General features: G+C 43.0%; 19 protein-coding genes and 1 rRNA gene. 6 read left to right on the plus strand and 14 right to left on the minus strand.

The genetic code is table 11. The features are described from left to right. Positions 1–157 precede the first annotated feature (157 nt). The 4 genes from ytpR to VK097_RS08930 all read right to left on the minus strand — a co-directional run bounded on the left by ytpR (position 158) and on the right by VK097_RS08930 (position 2,606). Positions 158–760: a YtpR family tRNA-binding protein gene (gene ytpR, locus VK097_RS08915; protein WP_324211456.1), complete on the minus strand. Its 603-nt coding sequence runs from the start codon at positions 758–760 to the stop codon at positions 158–160. A 5-nt stretch (positions 761–765) separates the two neighbouring features. After that, positions 766–1,584 (minus strand): DUF1444 domain-containing protein, encoded by an 819-nt coding sequence (locus VK097_RS08920; RefSeq protein ID WP_324211457.1) that lies wholly within the window; start codon positions 1,582–1,584, stop codon positions 766–768. A gap of 20 nt (positions 1,585–1,604) precedes the next feature. Beyond that, positions 1,605–1,919, minus strand: coding sequence for a thioredoxin family protein (locus tag VK097_RS08925; protein WP_324211458.1), 315 nt, complete (start codon positions 1,917–1,919; stop codon positions 1,605–1,607). A gap of 150 nt (positions 1,920–2,069) precedes the next feature. Then, positions 2,070–2,606 (minus strand): hypothetical protein, encoded by a 537-nt coding sequence (locus VK097_RS08930; RefSeq protein WP_324211459.1) that lies wholly within the window; start codon positions 2,604–2,606, stop codon positions 2,070–2,072. A 156-nt stretch (positions 2,607–2,762) separates the two neighbouring features. Here VK097_RS08930 and VK097_RS08935 point away from each other — a divergent pair, with 156 nt between their 5' ends. Further along, complete coding sequence (locus VK097_RS08935; protein WP_324211460.1) at positions 2,763–3,203, plus strand: YtoQ family protein; 441 nt, start codon at positions 2,763–2,765, stop codon at positions 3,201–3,203. A gap of 311 nt (positions 3,204–3,514) precedes the next feature. Here the strand turns inward: VK097_RS08935 and VK097_RS08940 are convergent, their stop codons facing one another. Together VK097_RS08940 and VK097_RS08945 are read right to left on the minus strand one after the other, a co-directional pair. Beyond that, on the minus strand, positions 3,515–4,021 hold the full coding sequence (locus VK097_RS08940; RefSeq protein WP_324211461.1) for a DUF84 family protein: 507 nt from the start codon (positions 4,019–4,021) through the stop codon (positions 3,515–3,517). 9 nt (positions 4,022–4,030) lie between these two features. Continuing rightward, positions 4,031–5,095 carry a M42 family metallopeptidase gene (locus tag VK097_RS08945; protein WP_324211462.1) on the minus strand — a complete coding sequence of 355 codons (1,065 nt, stop codon included), beginning with the start codon at positions 5,093–5,095 and terminating at the stop codon, positions 4,031–4,033. 273 nt (positions 5,096–5,368) lie between these two features. On the opposite strand from VK097_RS08945, the gene VK097_RS08950 reads away from it, so the two are divergent. Beyond that, positions 5,369–5,683, plus strand: a complete 315-nt coding sequence (locus tag VK097_RS08950; RefSeq protein WP_324211463.1) for a PepSY domain-containing protein — start codon at positions 5,369–5,371, stop codon at positions 5,681–5,683. A gap of 40 nt (positions 5,684–5,723) precedes the next feature. Here VK097_RS08950 and VK097_RS08955 read toward each other — a convergent pair whose 3' ends face one another. Together VK097_RS08955 and trmB are read right to left on the minus strand one after the other, a co-directional pair. Beyond that, positions 5,724–6,578 (minus strand): YtnP family quorum-quenching lactonase, encoded by an 855-nt coding sequence (locus VK097_RS08955; protein ID WP_324211464.1) that lies wholly within the window; start codon positions 6,576–6,578, stop codon positions 5,724–5,726. A gap of 370 nt (positions 6,579–6,948) precedes the next feature. After that, positions 6,949–7,587 carry a tRNA (guanosine(46)-N7)-methyltransferase TrmB gene (gene trmB / locus VK097_RS08960; RefSeq protein WP_324211465.1) on the minus strand — a complete coding sequence of 213 codons (639 nt, stop codon included), beginning with the start codon at positions 7,585–7,587 and terminating at the stop codon, positions 6,949–6,951. A 93-nt stretch (positions 7,588–7,680) separates the two neighbouring features. Here trmB and VK097_RS08965 point away from each other — a divergent pair, with 93 nt between their 5' ends. Next, the gene (locus tag VK097_RS08965; protein WP_324211466.1) at positions 7,681–7,968 is read left to right on the plus strand and encodes a YtzH-like family protein; all 288 of its coding nucleotides are present in this window, start codon (positions 7,681–7,683) and stop codon (positions 7,966–7,968) included. Here the strand turns inward: VK097_RS08965 and VK097_RS08970 are convergent. The 3 genes from VK097_RS08970 to thpR form a co-directional block, all read right to left on the minus strand. Continuing rightward, a complete protein-coding gene (locus VK097_RS08970) occupies positions 7,955–8,770 on the minus strand; it encodes a phosphotransferase family protein (RefSeq protein ID WP_324211467.1) in 816 nt (271 codons plus the stop codon). The two genes, VK097_RS08965 and VK097_RS08970, sit on opposite strands and share 14 nt — an antisense overlap. Before the next feature lie 100 nt (positions 8,771–8,870). Next, entirely contained in the window at positions 8,871–9,788 is a 918-nt protein-coding gene (locus VK097_RS08975) for a diacylglycerol/lipid kinase family protein (protein WP_324211468.1), read from the minus strand. A 69-nt stretch (positions 9,789–9,857) separates the two neighbouring features. Further along, the gene (gene thpR / locus VK097_RS08980) at positions 9,858–10,418 is read right to left on the minus strand and encodes an RNA 2',3'-cyclic phosphodiesterase (protein WP_324211469.1); all 561 of its coding nucleotides are present in this window, start codon (positions 10,416–10,418) and stop codon (positions 9,858–9,860) included. A 193-nt stretch (positions 10,419–10,611) separates the two neighbouring features. Here thpR and VK097_RS08985 point away from each other — a divergent pair, with 193 nt between their 5' ends. Next, positions 10,612–10,809 (plus strand): DeoR family transcriptional regulator, encoded by a 198-nt coding sequence (locus VK097_RS08985; protein WP_040912605.1) that lies wholly within the window; start codon positions 10,612–10,614, stop codon positions 10,807–10,809. A 32-nt stretch (positions 10,810–10,841) separates the two neighbouring features. Here the strand turns inward: VK097_RS08985 and VK097_RS08990 are convergent, their stop codons facing one another. Together VK097_RS08990 and VK097_RS08995 are read right to left on the minus strand one after the other, a co-directional pair. Continuing rightward, positions 10,842–11,567 (minus strand): pseudouridine synthase, encoded by a 726-nt coding sequence (locus VK097_RS08990; RefSeq protein WP_324211470.1) that lies wholly within the window; start codon positions 11,565–11,567, stop codon positions 10,842–10,844. A 12-nt stretch (positions 11,568–11,579) separates the two neighbouring features. Next, on the minus strand, positions 11,580–13,202 hold the full coding sequence (locus tag VK097_RS08995) for a putative polysaccharide biosynthesis protein (protein WP_324211471.1): 1,623 nt from the start codon (positions 13,200–13,202) through the stop codon (positions 11,580–11,582). A gap of 270 nt (positions 13,203–13,472) precedes the next feature. Here VK097_RS08995 and VK097_RS09000 point away from each other — a divergent pair, with 270 nt between their 5' ends. After that, on the plus strand, positions 13,473–14,744 hold the full coding sequence (locus VK097_RS09000) for a BaiN/RdsA family NAD(P)/FAD-dependent oxidoreductase (RefSeq protein ID WP_324211472.1): 1,272 nt from the start codon (positions 13,473–13,475) through the stop codon (positions 14,742–14,744). Between the two features lie 75 nt (positions 14,745–14,819). Further along, positions 14,820–14,999 (plus strand): hypothetical protein, encoded by a 180-nt coding sequence (locus tag VK097_RS09005; RefSeq protein ID WP_324211473.1) that lies wholly within the window; start codon positions 14,820–14,822, stop codon positions 14,997–14,999. Positions 15,000–15,320: 321 nt separating this feature from the next. Here VK097_RS09005 and rrf read toward each other — a convergent pair. Then, positions 15,321–15,436: ribosomal RNA gene (gene rrf / locus VK097_RS09010) — 5S ribosomal RNA — on the minus strand. Positions 15,437–15,444 lie beyond the last annotated feature (8 nt).

Raw genomic sequence — 15,444 nt, forward strand, 5'->3', positions numbered from 1 at the left:
CTATAATTTTAGCAGTTTTGACGCAAAAATGTAATACGCCATTTGTCCTGCCCGTACTTGCTAAACAGTCACAGAATGGCGTAAGTTCACAATTAAAAAGGGCGGGCAGAGACACTAAAAAAACAACCCTTGTCCATCGACTCAGGTTGTTTTTGTTTTAAGCGTTAAACGCTTCACCTGCAGTGTACGAATCATCCAGTACATAAATGCCTTTTTCTTTCGGCGCGTTTGCAAGACCAAGTTCTTTCTGTGAACATATCATACCATTCGACGGCACACCGCGTAATTCTGTCGGTTTAATTTTAAATCCGCTTGGCATGACTGCCCCAACCTTTGCGACCACCACTTTTTGGCCAGCGTCAACATTGGGGGCACCACAGACGATCTGCAGTTGTTCGTCACCTGTATCAACCTGACAGACACTCAATTTATCAGCATTTTCATGTGGTGATTTTTCCCTGACATGACCGACAATAAACTTCGGACTTAAATCGAAATCGATTGGGTCAACCAGGTTGTTTGAACTGAACGCTTTTTTCATCTGCTCCAGCATGTTTTCTGTCATGCTGATTTTCCCGTTTTCAGTTAAGTCAAAATAAGTTGACGCCTTAAAAATATTGTAACCGGCAATCATGCCTTGACCGTCTGTTATTTTTGTTATATCTCCAAAGTTTTCATGAGTGATGTCATAACGATCCCCGTCTTCCAGCGGGACAATCAGGACATCACCTATGCCATTTTGATTATAAAATACATCCAAGACATTCATTCCTTTCCATTTTTGCTTTCCGGGCGGTTCTTCGCAAGGATGAAGACCGGTTCAAGTGTTTTATCCTCATAAATGAAAGACAGTGACGTAATCGGAATACGTCCCTCAGCAAAGAACTTCATAGTCATTTGCGCAAGGATGTCGTAACCTGCCTTATTCCGGATGTCGGCAAAAATCAATACATCCTGATGCGGCACCGCCACCGCAAGCTCACCCTTTGAGTTGGCCAGCATCTCTTCCAGGAACGCCTCATTTAATATCCGGCTTGCGTCATAGCCATCCTGTGTCGCGACAAAATAAAAGTCGTTGTCAGCAACGGTATCTTTTTTATAGTCGTTATCCAACGACCGGAGATTGAAGGTGGCAATTTCATCAATTCGATCCTGTGTCCAGCCTTCTTCCTCAAGCATAGACTCATCGATTAACTGGTAGGACTTTCCTAAATCCAAAGCATAATACACACGTGTCTCTGCGGTGTGCTCTTTATGAATAAGTTTCTTGCCGCTATTTGTTTCGGTTGTAAACGATGTGGCTCGGATAACTGGAAAAATGTTCTTCTCCATTCCCGAGAGATAATGGTCTTCATGCATAATCCGCATTGCTTCCTGGACGTGTTCTTCCAGATCATCAATCGCTTCTTCACCGCGTTCGTTATATTTCGAAACAACATTCGGCAGTGTAATGGTCATCCCTTGCTTCGTATCTTTCCATTCGATGCGAAACGTGTCTTTATCCCGATTATAAGATGTATTATAATTGTCGTTTGCTAGTCTATCCTGCAGTATTTTTTTCATTTTTAAACTGGTCATTTTCATCGTCAGCGTCTCCCCTTCTATCAGCTGAGGTCGTCCATAAATGCCATAATTTCATCTTTGGTCTTACGGTCTTTACTGACAAATCTGCCGGCCTCTTCGCCATTTTTGAATGCGATAAAACTTGGAATTCCGAACACATCATATTCCTGACAGACATCGATGAACTGGTCACGGTCTATTTCGACAAACGTAAAATTCGGATAGGCTTCTTCTATTTCTGGGAGCACCGGTTCGATAACACGGCAATCCGGACACCATCCGGCTGAAAACACCGCAACCACGTTGTCGTTCTGTATAAAATCATTCAACTGTTTTTCAGTTTCAATTGTTTTCATCTTCAAATCAACCTCCATTGCTACTGACTATCATATCCTTGATTCGGGCGGGATTCAATCATCTTGCTGTCATCGCCGGTTATTATTCCAAGAGACAGAAAATAAGCCGTAGCTGGAGCAAAGGTATTCGACCGGCTTTCCAACAGCGTGCTATTTTTGCGCTGTGCTTTGATTTTCAACCACAATCGAGTGTGCCATCTTCATCATGTCCTCCGCATCGTTATCCAGCTCTGATTTGGAAGTATAAGTTGTTACTTTCACCCCGCCGACACCTGTCTGCAGTTCATAATTGTCTTCTTCCTTATCAGGCAGGACACGGATGTAGCCGAATTTTTCCCGGTCTTTAAACGACTCAAGCAACAAGGCCTGATCACTTTTGGCAGCTGCTGATTCATAGCTTAATTTACTGAGCGGGTTCTCCAGATTGTTGTAAAACACGATATACGTCTGGTCCCCTTCTTCAATGATGACATTGCTTGAATCCTCTTCAACAACTTCCATGCCCGCGGGTACGTACATGGAAAAAGAATCCAGCTGCTCGTTCGTTTTGAATGCATTCTCAGCGTAAAATGTTTCTTCTGCTGTTTTTTCTGTATCTTTAATTGCCTCTTCCTCGGACTGCATACTGCACCCAACCAGTATTGAGATACAAAGCAGCACCGGGACAGCACTTTGTAACTTTCTCAATGTTCTTCCCCCAAAATATCACTTTACTCTCAGTCTATGATACTATGAAATCTTATTCTGACAAAGGGGATTATATTAATTCAGACTTTTTCGTTTGCGTTGCTTTCCAAATCGGGTAAGATGGAATTAGAAATATAGTCATTGGAGGGGTTTTTAATGGAATTGACAGTATATCTCGCAGGTCAGATTCACGATGACTGGCGGGAAGAGCTAAAATCAAAAGCCGAGAAGAACAACCTTCCGCTCACTTTTGTCGCACCGCAGACAAACCATGACCGTTCCGACAATGTGGGAGAGGACATTCTTGGCGAGCAGCCCGGAAATGTATATAAAGATGATGCAGCTTCAAGCATTAACAATCTACGTACAGAGGTGCTGATGCAAAAATCAGATGTTGTCGTTGCTTTGTTCGGTGAAAAATATAAACAATGGAATACAGCAATGGATGCCAGCGCCGCCATCACCATGAATAAGCCGACAATTATCGTGCGGCCTGAATCACTGATCCACCCGTTGAAAGAACTTTCCAATAAAGCCAATGTAACAGTCGAAACAGTTGATCAGGCACTTGATGTTTTAAACTATATTTATGAATAACAGGGGCTGGGACAAAAGCATTTAAGGTAAAGAAAAATCCGAACGATGATTCAAATTTCATCAGATAGCCTTCGAATCAGTTCGGATTTTTCTTTTTGTTGTAACATGGGGTTCCGCGTAAACCAGCGTAGTATTTTTCCGAAGCGGTAGTTAAAACATATACCTACATTTTACTAGAATCTCCTGGCTATCATTCGTTTTTAGTGTTGAACATTTTAGTTTTGTCCCAGCTCCTTTTGTTAATTTATGCCTCTTCCAGATCGCCAGCCTTTCTGACTGACTGCAATTGACATCCAGAAAATCCGCTGCTTTTATGGTTGCTGCCAATATACCAACTGTCCGTGCAAAAGCTTTATAACATGCACAAACATCTCTTTTCGTGAAATCTGGTCATTGGTGAAAATTCCGATGGCGCCTTCTTTCTTCCGGACGTCTTTCCGCTTTGCATAGTCATCCATGACGTCCCCGAGTTCAACACCTTTTTTCAATTCATTGTCAATCTCTTTCGGCAGCAAAACCCTTGCCCCGCTGCCGGTAAAAATAACATTATCACTTGTGACAAGTGCGCCCCAGTTACATAGATAAAGTTTGTCATCAACGTACATGACACCGCCTTCCAACCCAATTCCGATATCTGCTGATACTGCTTGAAGGCTCCCGGCGGCTCTGTTAACTGCGCCTTGTCTTGTTTCAGTATCGGAAAACGGCTGGTCACTGACTTTGGAAGATGCATCCGCCGAAATAATCTCATCACGGGCGAACACATCCTGTACAGCTTCAATTTTAGCTGGATTTTTTGATCCGATAGCAATTTTCATAAGATCACATTATTCCGCTTTAATCGAGTCGACTGATGTTTGATCGGTTGATTTAACCAGCTTTACCAGCAATTCTTTTGCGGCCTGATAGTCATCCACATGAATGATTGATGATGATGTATGAATGTAGCGTGAACAGATGCCGACAACAGCTGACGGAACACCGCTGTTCGACAGGTGAACACTGCCGGCATCCGTGCCGCCCTGTGACACAAAGAACTGATAAGGGATGTTGTTGGATTCTGCTGTATCCAGAATAAATTCACGCATTCCGCGGTGGGTAATCATCGAGCGGTCAAAAATACGCAATAAGGCACCTTTACCCAAATGACCAAACTCCTGATCATCGCCTGACATGTCGTTGGCCGGTGACGCATCAAGCGCATAGAAAATATCCGGCTGAATCATATTGGCCGCAACCTTGGCGCCTCTCAGGCCTACTTCCTCCTGGACGGTCGCTCCGGAATAAAGTTTATTTGGCACTGTTTCACCTTGCAGTTCTTTTAACAGTTCAACTGAAAGTCCGCAGCCATAACGGTTGTCCCACGATTTGGCAAGTATCTTCTTCTCATTGGCCATCGGGGTGAACGGGCAAATTGGCACAATCGATTGTCCTGGTTTGATGCCGATTTTTTCAGCGTCATCTTTGTCATCAGCACCGATATCAATCAGCATATCTTTCATATCCATCGGCTTTTTCCGCTGTTCCTCTGACAAATTATGCGGCGGTATCGAACCAATCACACCGATGACTGGTCCATTATCAGTCATTACCTGTACGCGTTGTGCCAATAGCACCTGACTCCACCAGCCGCCCAGTGTCTGGAAGTGAATCATGCCATTTTTGGTGATCTGGGTGACCATAAAGCCTACTTCATCCATATGACCGGCGACCATCACACGCGGGCCATCACCTTTTTTGACGCCAAAAACACCACCAAGATTGTCCTGGATTATCTCATCGGCATACTTCTCCAGTTCATCGCGCATAAATTTGCGAACGGCATGTTCATTGCCTGGAGCGCCCTGTAATTCTGTCAGATTTTTAAATAAGTCCATTGTTTCCTGCTTCATGCGTATTCCCTCCAACTCTATATGTACTGGATCAAGTATAACGGAAAATATGTATATCTTTCCACCAAACAATAGTATAACGGTTTTTATTTCGGATAGTTTCCGTTATAATGAAAGGTACATAAGTATGTGTTCAAAAAGAAGGATAAAACGACGCAACTTTGAAGATTGGGAAAAGCAAATCAGGACAGAATTCCAATGTGTCATTTTGACCGAACTTTTTGAACATCCTTTTAAGTAAGCGTTCAATTATTATTTTAGAGGTGACCAAATATGAAAGCCAGAAATGCAGTCATTGCTGCCGGAGCAGGAATTGCGGCAGGGTTTGTAGTCAAACAGCAGCTTGACCGCTATCAGAAAATCACACCTGAGAAAGCATTAAAACGAGCAAAGGAAACATTCAAAAAACAGGGTCCTATCAGCGGTTCCTGGATTTACATGAAACCTGAGGAAGTCGAGAAAAACGGCTTGATGTACAACGCATACCGCGGCGGCGTCACCCGCAGCATCGACGGCGAAAACAAGCAATACGAATTTTACATCGATCTTGACACAGGCGCCGTGATCGATTCAGCAGAAACAACATAATGCAAACATCATGATAAAAGCCATCTTTTGCAGATGGCTTTTATTCATATTCATATCGTTCCCGCTCGATCTCTTCTATTATCTTTCCGGATCCATCAAATTTGATTGCACGGTAATAAGCATCATGATAAAACGTATACCATGCCTGTTTCTGATAGCCATAATCCATCCATTTTTCTTTAGCGTGAACAGATGTTACCGGGTAGTCGTCGTAAGCCAGCGCCCACAGTTTGTTCTGGTGGGCATGTGTCGGCATGATGTCCGCCATATGAATCCATGTGTTTTCACTGTCTTCAAACAGCAGGATTGAATGACCGTCACTGTGTCCGCCGGTATGAATCATTTTCAGTCCGTCTGTTACAACGAGCTCGTCCTCAAAGGTTTCCACCTGTTCCTGTATCGGCTTCCAGTTCATTTCCCAGTATGTATTGGCTGAACGGATGTTGGGATTTCGCATTTCATCCCACTCCACTTGAGAAACGTAAATTATCGCATTCTTAAAAACCGATTCATAATTATCTTCAACAGGTTTTGTCAGTCCGCATGCATGATCAAAATGCAGATGTGTCATCAGTACTACATCGATATCCTCAACGGAAAGGCCTGTTTCACCAAGTGATTTCTCAATTGACGACTCCTCTTTTACACCGAAATTCCGGAGCTGTTTATCGGTCAATTTTCCATTTCCCATCCCGGATTCGATCAAATAATTCTTCCCGTCAATCTGCAATAAGATCGGATCTGTCCGTAATTCAATCTGGTTTTTGTCATTATATGGATACTTCTTTCCCCATAAAGGTTTCGGAACAACTCCAAACATGGCACCACCGTCAAGAAAATTTACACCGCCATTGAGCCATGTCAGTTTTGCTCGTCCAATCTGCAATGTTTCCATTGTACATCCTCCTTCGCCTATGTATTCAGTTTAGCGTATCCTGTAAGTCATGTAAACGATTGCTGTTGCACATACAAAGTGAAAAATCATTCAGTGGAACGTTAGTTGAATGAGTCGGGCATTTAAGATCAGTTAGCCTCCGTTGTGTGGCGGGTTACTGACCATTAGATGCAGGATAAACGAATCGTCCGGTTATTCTGTTGATATTTTGGTTTTTCTGGCGATAATTTTTCTGTTCTGTTGATATCGACTTCCTTCTGTCGATATATCTTCTCTTCTATCTATACCGGCCTTCTTCTGTTGATATAATCTCATATCTGTTGATATTTCTCCTCATCCATCGAAAAAAAGAACCCTGTGCAACAGGATTCTAGGAAAATTGTGCCCGGCAGCGATAAATCGGCTGGCCTTTGGCTGAAAATCTTTCTTCATATTCGGTCATGATATTTTCAGGGTCTTCTACACTGTGAAGATCCAAATTTACTTCCGTCAGTTCAAGACCGAATTGGCAAAAACTGACGAGTGAGTATTCAAACAGTCCCTGGTTATCGGTTTTGAGCACAATTTCACCTTCCGGATGCAAGATGCGCTCATACTGTTCGAGGAACGTGTGAAAAGTAAGACGTCTTTTAGCATGACGTTTTTTTGGCCACGGATCGGAAAAATTCAAATAGATGACCGAGATTTCATTTTCGGCAAACAGTTCACTTAAATCGGCGGCATCCACATGTAAAAGCAAGACATTATACCGTCCAGCATTTTTCACTTTGCTCCCGGCTATCGCAATAATGCTTTTGCCGAGTTCGATCCCAATAAAATTAATATCAGGATGCTGTTCGGCCATACCTGCGATAAACCGGCCTTTTCCTGTTCCGATTTCGACATGAATCGGATTGTCATTTCCAAACATTTCTTTCCATTTGCCTTTTTTCGTTTTCACATCCGGGACAATCAATTGAGTATTCTCTTTCAGAAAATCATCTGCCCACGGTTTATGACGTTGACGCAAGATTACTTCTCCTTTCAATAAGTCCAGTTCGATAAAGCAGACAAAGCATAGAAATTACCATATTGGTCAAAACTGTTAATTGAGGTGATTTTAATGGCACTGACAACAAACAATCAATTACAATTATTGCATGATATTTTAACAGAACAGACAGAAGATTGTTGCGGAGAAATTTCCGAATATCAGCAAATCAAGCGCCTTGTTCAGGCGATGATGGCAAACAATAGCGTTTCGGATGAGCAATTGCTCCAACTGCTGCCTGAAATATATAATTACGGACGCCAGGGTGAAATTGCCCACAATGACGAAGAGCACATTTTGTCAAACCAGGCAAATATCGAAACATGGGTAAATGCTATTCAGCAGACTAACGCAGAATAGTATTTTCAACATAATCATTTAAATTGCGCAAATCAGCTAGCCGACTTTGAACTTTATCTGATTCATTGCGCTCATGATGCCATGACAAATAATTAAGCGCGTCCATAATCAAATACCAGTACATCCGCTCAAATAAGTGATTATCCTTTGCCGCACCGTACTGGTCCAGCCATCTGTCCCAATCTTCCATGGGTACATACCATTTCAGGATGAAGCCAAAATCCATTGCCGGATCAGCTATCATGGCATTATCCCAATCAACCAGGTAGAGCTGGCCCTTTGTAGTTAAGATAATATTATTATGATTTAAATCGCAATGGCACACAACCTGCTGCTGATCACGGGTAGCCGGCAGCAAATGGTTCAGATAAGTCATCGTATCCTGTATCTCATTGTACTGATCCATCAAACCGTTTGCCTCGAGCTGAGCTGTGATGTTCGCAAAACGGTCATCCGGTGTGACGGGTTTTTTGCCTAATCGCATCAGCATATGAAGAAGTTCGGACGATCCGTGTATTTTACCAAGTAAATCGGCTACCCGGTGATGCCGCATTTCCGCTGCCTTCAGTTCCCGGCCGTCGAGCCATTCCTGGGCGGTGATCACATCACCATTTTCCATCCGCTTTGTAAACACGAGCTTTGGTACAATCCCCTCTGCTGACAAAACTGCCAGAAACGGTGAAGAATTCCGCTTTAAAAACAGGCGTCTGTCATCTTTGCTGGCAATATAAGCATCACCTGTCAACCCACCTGCAGAGGTGATATCCCATTCTTTTCCTACTGCTTGTTTAAGCCAATTCACTGTAAATACCTCAAATCGTGATAGAATTCTTACCAAAACCTGCATTAAAAATACACATGAGAATAGATTATCGGATAATCACAATGTTTTCAACCGAAACTTATATTCCCATAACCTTAATATGCTCAGTTTGTTTCGTCATCACACAAAATGAACACTCATCTGTCTGACCATCCGTCTGATAAACGATCTTTCGCTCTGGTTTGATCTCCAACCGTTCAGCCTGGAACAGCTCAACTTCCTTAAACCGAACATGCTTACCAGTAAAAACCGTCATGAATAACGCGAGTACTTTCCACTTTGATATCGAATGAATGACTAATACCGGTAACTTCCCCGGCTGTATGGCAGCTCCGGGTATGATTTTCATCCCGCCGCCATAATACGGATGGTTTGTAATGGTTAGCATCCAGCAGCCTCTAAGTTTCCGTCTTCTGCCATCAGCAGTGATTTCCAGATTCATGGGTTTATAACGCAATAAAACAAGTATAAGTGCAATAATGTAACTAATTTTACCCAGTCCGACCTTATTCAGCATTTTTTTATAAACAGAGCGGTTGACGGTTTCAGAGATTTCAGCATCAAAACCGAATCCGATATTATTGATGAAATAACGGTCCGTGCTATGATTCGTATGGAACGTTCCGAGCCAATACGGCTGACTTCTTGAATCATTGATAATCCGTTCAAATATTTTTACCGGGGATCCATTGATTTGACAGCCTCTTGCAAAATCATTACCCGACCCCGCAGGAATATATGCCACCGAATAAGAGGAGCTTCCCAGACCATTCAGCACTTCATGCATCGTCCCGTCTCCCGCGATCACAATCACGCATGTGACGGGTTCAGAAAAGTCGGTACGAAGTCTTTGAGCAATTTCCTCGGCATGTCCGCTATATGCGGTAAAGAAGCAGCGACTGTCAATTTGTGAAAAGTGCTTGCTTTTTGAGATTTGATGGTATTTCTTTTTCCCCTTGCCGCTTCCCGATGTGGGATTGACGATAAATATATACATTCAGTTTTCCCCAGCGTCGCTCATGCCTGAGAACGAATGGGGCTGATACCGCCTGTTCACGCGCACCATTTAAATCGACTCCCCTGCCAAATGATATGCGGCTGTAACGTAATATTTAGGATGTTTTTCAGGATGAATCCTGTAAAGAACAACCTGGTTCACATCAAAAGTTTGCTCCTCTGAGAAACGTTCTTTCAGGTGAGCAAGATCTTTAATGCCCCCGACCCATTTTTTGGCCAGCGTTATATGCGGGTTATAGGTTCTTTTTTCTTGTCGAAATCCCGCCTGTAATGCGATGTCTTCAATACTTTCCTGCAGGCGGAATAGTTCTTGTTTTCTTTCCACACCCGCCCATAAAATACGCGGTTTTTTTGAGCTGCCGAATGAGCCCAGCGTTCCGGTCTGCAAGGAAAAGGCAGGGATGTTTTCAATTTCATGCATTGACTGTATTAATTTCTCATACCGGTTTTCATCGACTGCCCCGAGAAACTTTAGTGTAATATGTAAATCTTCCGGGTGTGGCCATTGTTTATATGGCAGCTTGTTTTTTAATTTGTGCTGCCATTCGGCGTACTGTTCCTTAAGCGAATCCGGTAGCGGAACTGCAATAAAATAATGCGGAAAATTCATATGTATCCCTCATTTTTATTCTCATTATACCGTATACTTTATTAAAAGTTGTATTATTTTCACAAATAAGTTGAGTTTTTCCCTTTAATTCAAAACTGAATAGCGGTAAAATTAACTTAAGTCAGAGCTTAGTTGCACCAAAGAAAAATGATATTCCTTAGGGAGTGGTTTTTTGAATCATGCAACATCGCGTATGCTGACAAGAGTGAAAGCTGTCTATCTCTACATAAGAGAAAAAGGGACAGTCACAACTCAAGAAATTGCCGATGAATTTGGAACAACCGACCGTACCGTACAACGGGATTTGAACATTTTGACACATAACGGGCTGGTAAAAAGCCCTGTGCGGGGTAAATGGAAAATAACAGCCAAACCTGTCAACATTTCCTGAAAAATCAGGAAATGTCAGCTGACACCTCTCTGTCAGCTCTTTTTTTGGGTTAATGTTATCAGGTTCTCCACTTCGGGCCCGCTCAGCTCACGAAAGTCCCCGGTATCAAGATTATTATCCAGTAGCAGATTCCCCATCTGAATCCGTTTTAAATATACGACTTTATTCCCGGTCGCTTCAAACATCCGTTTGACCTGGTGAAACTTTCCTTCTGTAATCGTTACATGGACGTGTGACACAGACGCGGCTCGCAGGACATTTAATACCGCCGGTTTGCAAATATACCCGTCATCCAACTGCACTCCGTTCCGGAATGTTTCAATATCCTCTTCGCTTATGTCTCCCCTCACTTCAGCAAAGTATGTCTTCTCAACGGCCTTTTTAGGCGATGTCAAATGGTGACCCAGTTTCCCGTCGTTCGTAATCAGCAGCAGACCCTCCGTATCCTTATCAAGCCTGCCGACAGGAAATGGATCAAACAGCTGATAGGAAGACGGCAATAAATCAATCACCGTCTTATCCCGATCATCAGCTGTTGCTGAAACATAACCGGATGGCTTATTGAGCATGACATAGATATACTCCCGGTAGTGCACCATTTCGTTATTTACTTTTAGGATATCTTTTTCCGGGTTAACCTGGAAGCTGCTGTCTTTAACGATTTGATCATTTATAATCACTTTCTTTTTTTTGATCAGCGCTTTGACATCTTTTCTGCTTCCGAATCCTTTATGTGCCAGCAATTTATCCAGACGCATTGAAATCCTCCATTACCTCCGAAATAACCGGTCCAGAAACCTGACCCGATCGCCTAATACACGTTCGAGCAATGTTGATTCATAACTGAACCATAAATAGACAGCCCCGCCCAGGGCAACACCTGTTGTCAGCATAACCACGGCTGCACTGCGTGACGCTTCATAATCCAGAAATGTTGCAAATATAGCTTTGGTTATTACAATGACGATCACCATAAACACGGAGAAAATACATATCAGCAAAAACCGTTTAAACGTTTGCCTGAACGAAAAATCAATGGCTGATTTAATCCGCCATAAGTTTAATATAACGGCTGTCGCGGCTGCAAGCGCAGTGCCAAAAATAGCTCCTTTTGGACCGAATGTATGGATCAATTGAATATTGAATAACACTTTAATCAGAACGCCGGCAGATAAACTGATGACGGCAAACTGCTGTTGTTCGATCCCCTGCAGAATGTTCGCAGATACTGTATACAATGCGAAAAATAGCGCCACCGGAGCATACCAGCCAAGCAGCGTACCGGTGGTTTCAAGTTTATCCATTCCGCCGAAAAGTGCCCCATATGCTTCATCGGAAAGTGTTGACAGACCAACAACGGCCGGCACAACAAGAACCAGGACAATCTGCAGCGCCTGATTAATTTGCTGATAAAGCAATGGGTAATTTTCCTGTGTGAAAGTTTTCGTTAAGGCCGGTATAATTGCCAGTGACATTCCCGTCGCAATCGTAACCGGGATAATCACTAATTTATGCCCATTAAAATTAATCGCGGCATAAGCGGTATCAAATAATTCTTTTTGACCAATCGCAGTAAGCGCCCGTTCCATCGTAAACTGATCCACCAAATGATAAAGCGGAATGGCGATACCAACCAGTATAAACGGGCCCGCGTAACGGAACAATTCAGGAAACAATTCCTTTATCGATATGTCATAAGTGAAAGATTGCTGCTGAATCTGTTTTTGTATGTTTTTCTTCCGTTTGCGCCAATATAAAAACAACACTATAGCTGATGCAAACGCCCCTATAAATGCGGCAAATGTAGCAAATCCGACTGCTGTGACAGTCGACCCGCCAACAACTTTCAACACGATAAACGCACTGATCAGAATAAACCCGATTCGTACAATTTGTTCAATCACCTGTGAAACCGCGGTAGGTCCCATCGACTGATGTCCCTGAAAGAAACCTCTGACAATGCTCATCGAAGGTATGATCAATAGTGCAAAACTCACCATACGGATTACCATGGTGACATCAGCTACTGCAATATCACCTTTTGTTTCGTTGGTAATCATAAAACTGGCCAGCAGTTCCGCACTGAAAAATAACGCTAAAAAAGCAAGGAACCCTGTAACAGCCATTAGCATGATTCCCGCTTTGAACATCCGCATTCCTGTTTCATAATCATTTAACGCATTATACTTCGAAACAAATTTTGAAACAGCCAAAGGTACGCCAATTGTTGAAATACTGATCAAAATACTGTACGGCGTGTAAGCCAGTGAGAATAGTGTTACCCCTGTTTCGCCGACAAGTCCATTAAACGGGATAACATAAATCATCCCAAGAAATTTTGATAAAAACGTTGCACCGGTAAGAAGCATGGTGCCTCTGACAATGTTCGACATTATTTCACCTGCATTTAGAGTTAAGCTTAGTGTCCATTTTATCACAGATCCCTTCTAAACACCTCACATTTTAATAAAGTGAAACTTCAATCAGTGGATGGTCTTGTGTCCCCCACTGATTGTTAGTTGAACAGAATCGGACATTCATGGGCAGTTACCGCCGTTCTTTGGCAGATCACTGTCCATTAGATGCGGGATAAAGGAAGCATATATATCATTTTTGAGATGTATCAAAACGTGGTATGCTACTAACGAAAGGAATGAAGTAAATTGTCGTATGATGTTGTTATAATCGGCGGTGGACCGTCAGGGCTAATGGCAGCCATTGCCGCTGCTGAAAATGGCGCAAAAACAATGCTGCTTGAAAAAGGCAGGAAGCTGGGAACGAAACTTGCCATCTCCGGCGGCGGCCGGTGTAATGTGACAAATCGTCTGCCTGAAGAAGAAGTGATTAAACATATCCCCGGTAATGGCAAGTTTTTATACAGTCCTTTTTCCGTTTTTAATAACTACGGTATAATCGATTTTTTTGAAGGAATGGGTGTCGGCTTAAAGGAGGAAGACCATGGGCGCATGTTTCCGGTCACCAATTCCGCGAAAACAGTTGTGAATGCATTAATCGATAAACTGGCCAAACTTAACGTAGAGGTTCGGATGAAGACCCCGGTAAAAGCTGTTCACTATGATGACCCAGAACATACCATTTTTTTGGAAGACGGCTCAAAGGTAAATACGACTGCGCTCGTCATTGCAGTCGGGGGAAAAGCCGTGCCGCATACCGGATCGACCGGCGACGGCTATGCATGGGCAAAGAAAGCCGGCCATACCGTTACAGAATTATACCCAACTGAAGTTGCGCTTACATCCGGCGAAAAGTTTATCCAAAATAAAAGCTTACAAGGGCTATCACTGAGGAATGTCTCCTTGTCTGTTTTAAACAAAAAGAACAAACCATTGATCACACATCAAATGGATATGATTTTTACGCATTTTGGCATCTCAGGTCCAGCTGTCCTGCGCTGTTCACAGTTCGCTGTAAAAGAACTGATGAAAGGGCGTGAAGAAGTCCCTATGCTGCTTGATGTGCTGCCCGATAAGCATGAGGAGCAGCTGGTACAATCGATTTTAAAATCAATAGCGGAAAGCCCTAAAAAATCCATCAAAAATATTTTAAAAGGCATTGTACCCGAAAGGTTTCTGGATTATATGCTGACAATACATCAAATGGATGCGGAACAAAAAGCAACTGCAGTTGGAAAGGAATCCATCCGAACGGTTGTCCATAACCTGAAGAACTTTCGATTCACCATCAATGGGTCTCTGCCGTTAAAAAAAGCGTTCGTCACCGGCGGCGGAATTTCGATTAAGGAAGTTGTACCGAAAACCATGCAGTCAAAACGCATGCACGGTCTATATTTTTGCGGTGAAATACTGGACATTCACGGATATACCGGTGGTTATAATATTACATCTGCTTTAGTGACCGGCAGAATTGCAGGCATGAATGCCGCCAGTGAAGCTGTTCATCAAACTGGTATTTGATACCTGTCATGTTTTGCTCGTCTTCGAGGCAGGCTAAAAATGTCCGGATATTTATGCAGAAAGGACTGAGGGTTCATGCAAAATAATAACATGTGGCTGCCGTTGATCGCATCTGTTGGCGTCGGCGCAGCAACATACTACAGTATGACAAAAAACAACCGCAACTTTGGACAAACGATGCAGCAAATGGTTCCGTTTGTTTCACAAATGAGCGGAGGAAACCAGCAAAATCAGGGACCAAACCAGATGGGCTAGCATTCATAAAAAGCGCACTCTCGTGAAGGTGCGCTTTTTATATCACATAATTTGAATGATGTTTATTAAATTCTGGAAAAAGTCACTTTAAGGAAACTTGGCATGCCACCAAGTTTTCTTCCTATTACACTGTTGTCTAATATTAACCTTGAATTTGTGAACTTCGGGATTTTTTGCAACAACTCCGGGATTTATACAAAATGGAGCAGGGCTTGATATTATCTTGGAGAAAGTCTTTGAGGTGTGGTCTTAATGCCCGTTAACCCGGATAAAACATATGAAAGAGGCTGATTCAAAAATTGAATCAGCCTCTTCTGTCATGCCTGGCGGCGTCCTACTCTTGCAGGGGTTCAACCCCAACTACCATCGGCGCTGGAGAGCTTAACTTCTGTGTTCGGCATGGAAACAGGTGTGTCCTCTCCGCTATTGCTGCCAGACCTGTGCG

Source organism: Lentibacillus sp. (genome assembly GCF_035301675.1).
Taxonomy (GTDB): domain Bacteria; phylum Bacillota; class Bacilli; order Bacillales; family Amphibacillaceae; genus Lentibacillus.

Bases quoted from the DNA above. Each gene is read 5' to 3' on its own strand.
- VK097_RS08965 (WP_324211466.1), top strand. From the start codon at position 7,681: ATGGCACTGACAACAAACAATCAATTACAATTATTGCATGATATTTTA.
- VK097_RS08940 (WP_324211461.1), bottom strand. From the start codon at position 4,021: ATGAAAATTGCTATCGGATCAAAAAATCCAGCTAAAATTGAAGCTGTA.
- VK097_RS08975 (WP_324211468.1), bottom strand. From the start codon at position 9,788: ATGTATATATTTATCGTCAATCCCACATCGGGAAGCGGCAAGGGGAAA.
- VK097_RS08935 (WP_324211460.1), top strand. From the start codon at position 2,763: ATGGAATTGACAGTATATCTCGCAGGTCAGATTCACGATGACTGGCGG.
- VK097_RS08920 (WP_324211457.1), bottom strand. From the start codon at position 1,584: ATGAAAATGACCAGTTTAAAAATGAAAAAAATACTGCAGGATAGACTA.
- thpR (WP_324211469.1), bottom strand. From the start codon at position 10,418: ATGAATTTTCCGCATTATTTTATTGCAGTTCCGCTACCGGATTCGCTT.
- VK097_RS09005 (WP_324211473.1), top strand. From the start codon at position 14,820: ATGCAAAATAATAACATGTGGCTGCCGTTGATCGCATCTGTTGGCGTC.
- VK097_RS08945 (WP_324211462.1), bottom strand. From the start codon at position 5,095: ATGAAGCAGGAAACAATGGACTTATTTAAAAATCTGACAGAATTACAG.
- VK097_RS08950 (WP_324211463.1), top strand. From the start codon at position 5,369: ATGAAAGCCAGAAATGCAGTCATTGCTGCCGGAGCAGGAATTGCGGCA.
- VK097_RS08995 (WP_324211471.1), bottom strand. From the start codon at position 13,202: ATGTCGAACATTGTCAGAGGCACCATGCTTCTTACCGGTGCAACGTTT.
- VK097_RS08985 (WP_040912605.1), top strand. From the start codon at position 10,612: ATGCTGACAAGAGTGAAAGCTGTCTATCTCTACATAAGAGAAAAAGGG.
- VK097_RS08925 (WP_324211458.1), bottom strand. From the start codon at position 1,919: ATGAAAACAATTGAAACTGAAAAACAGTTGAATGATTTTATACAGAAC.
- VK097_RS08955 (WP_324211464.1), bottom strand. From the start codon at position 6,578: ATGGAAACATTGCAGATTGGACGAGCAAAACTGACATGGCTCAATGGC.
- VK097_RS08990 (WP_324211470.1), bottom strand. From the start codon at position 11,567: ATGCGTCTGGATAAATTGCTGGCACATAAAGGATTCGGAAGCAGAAAA.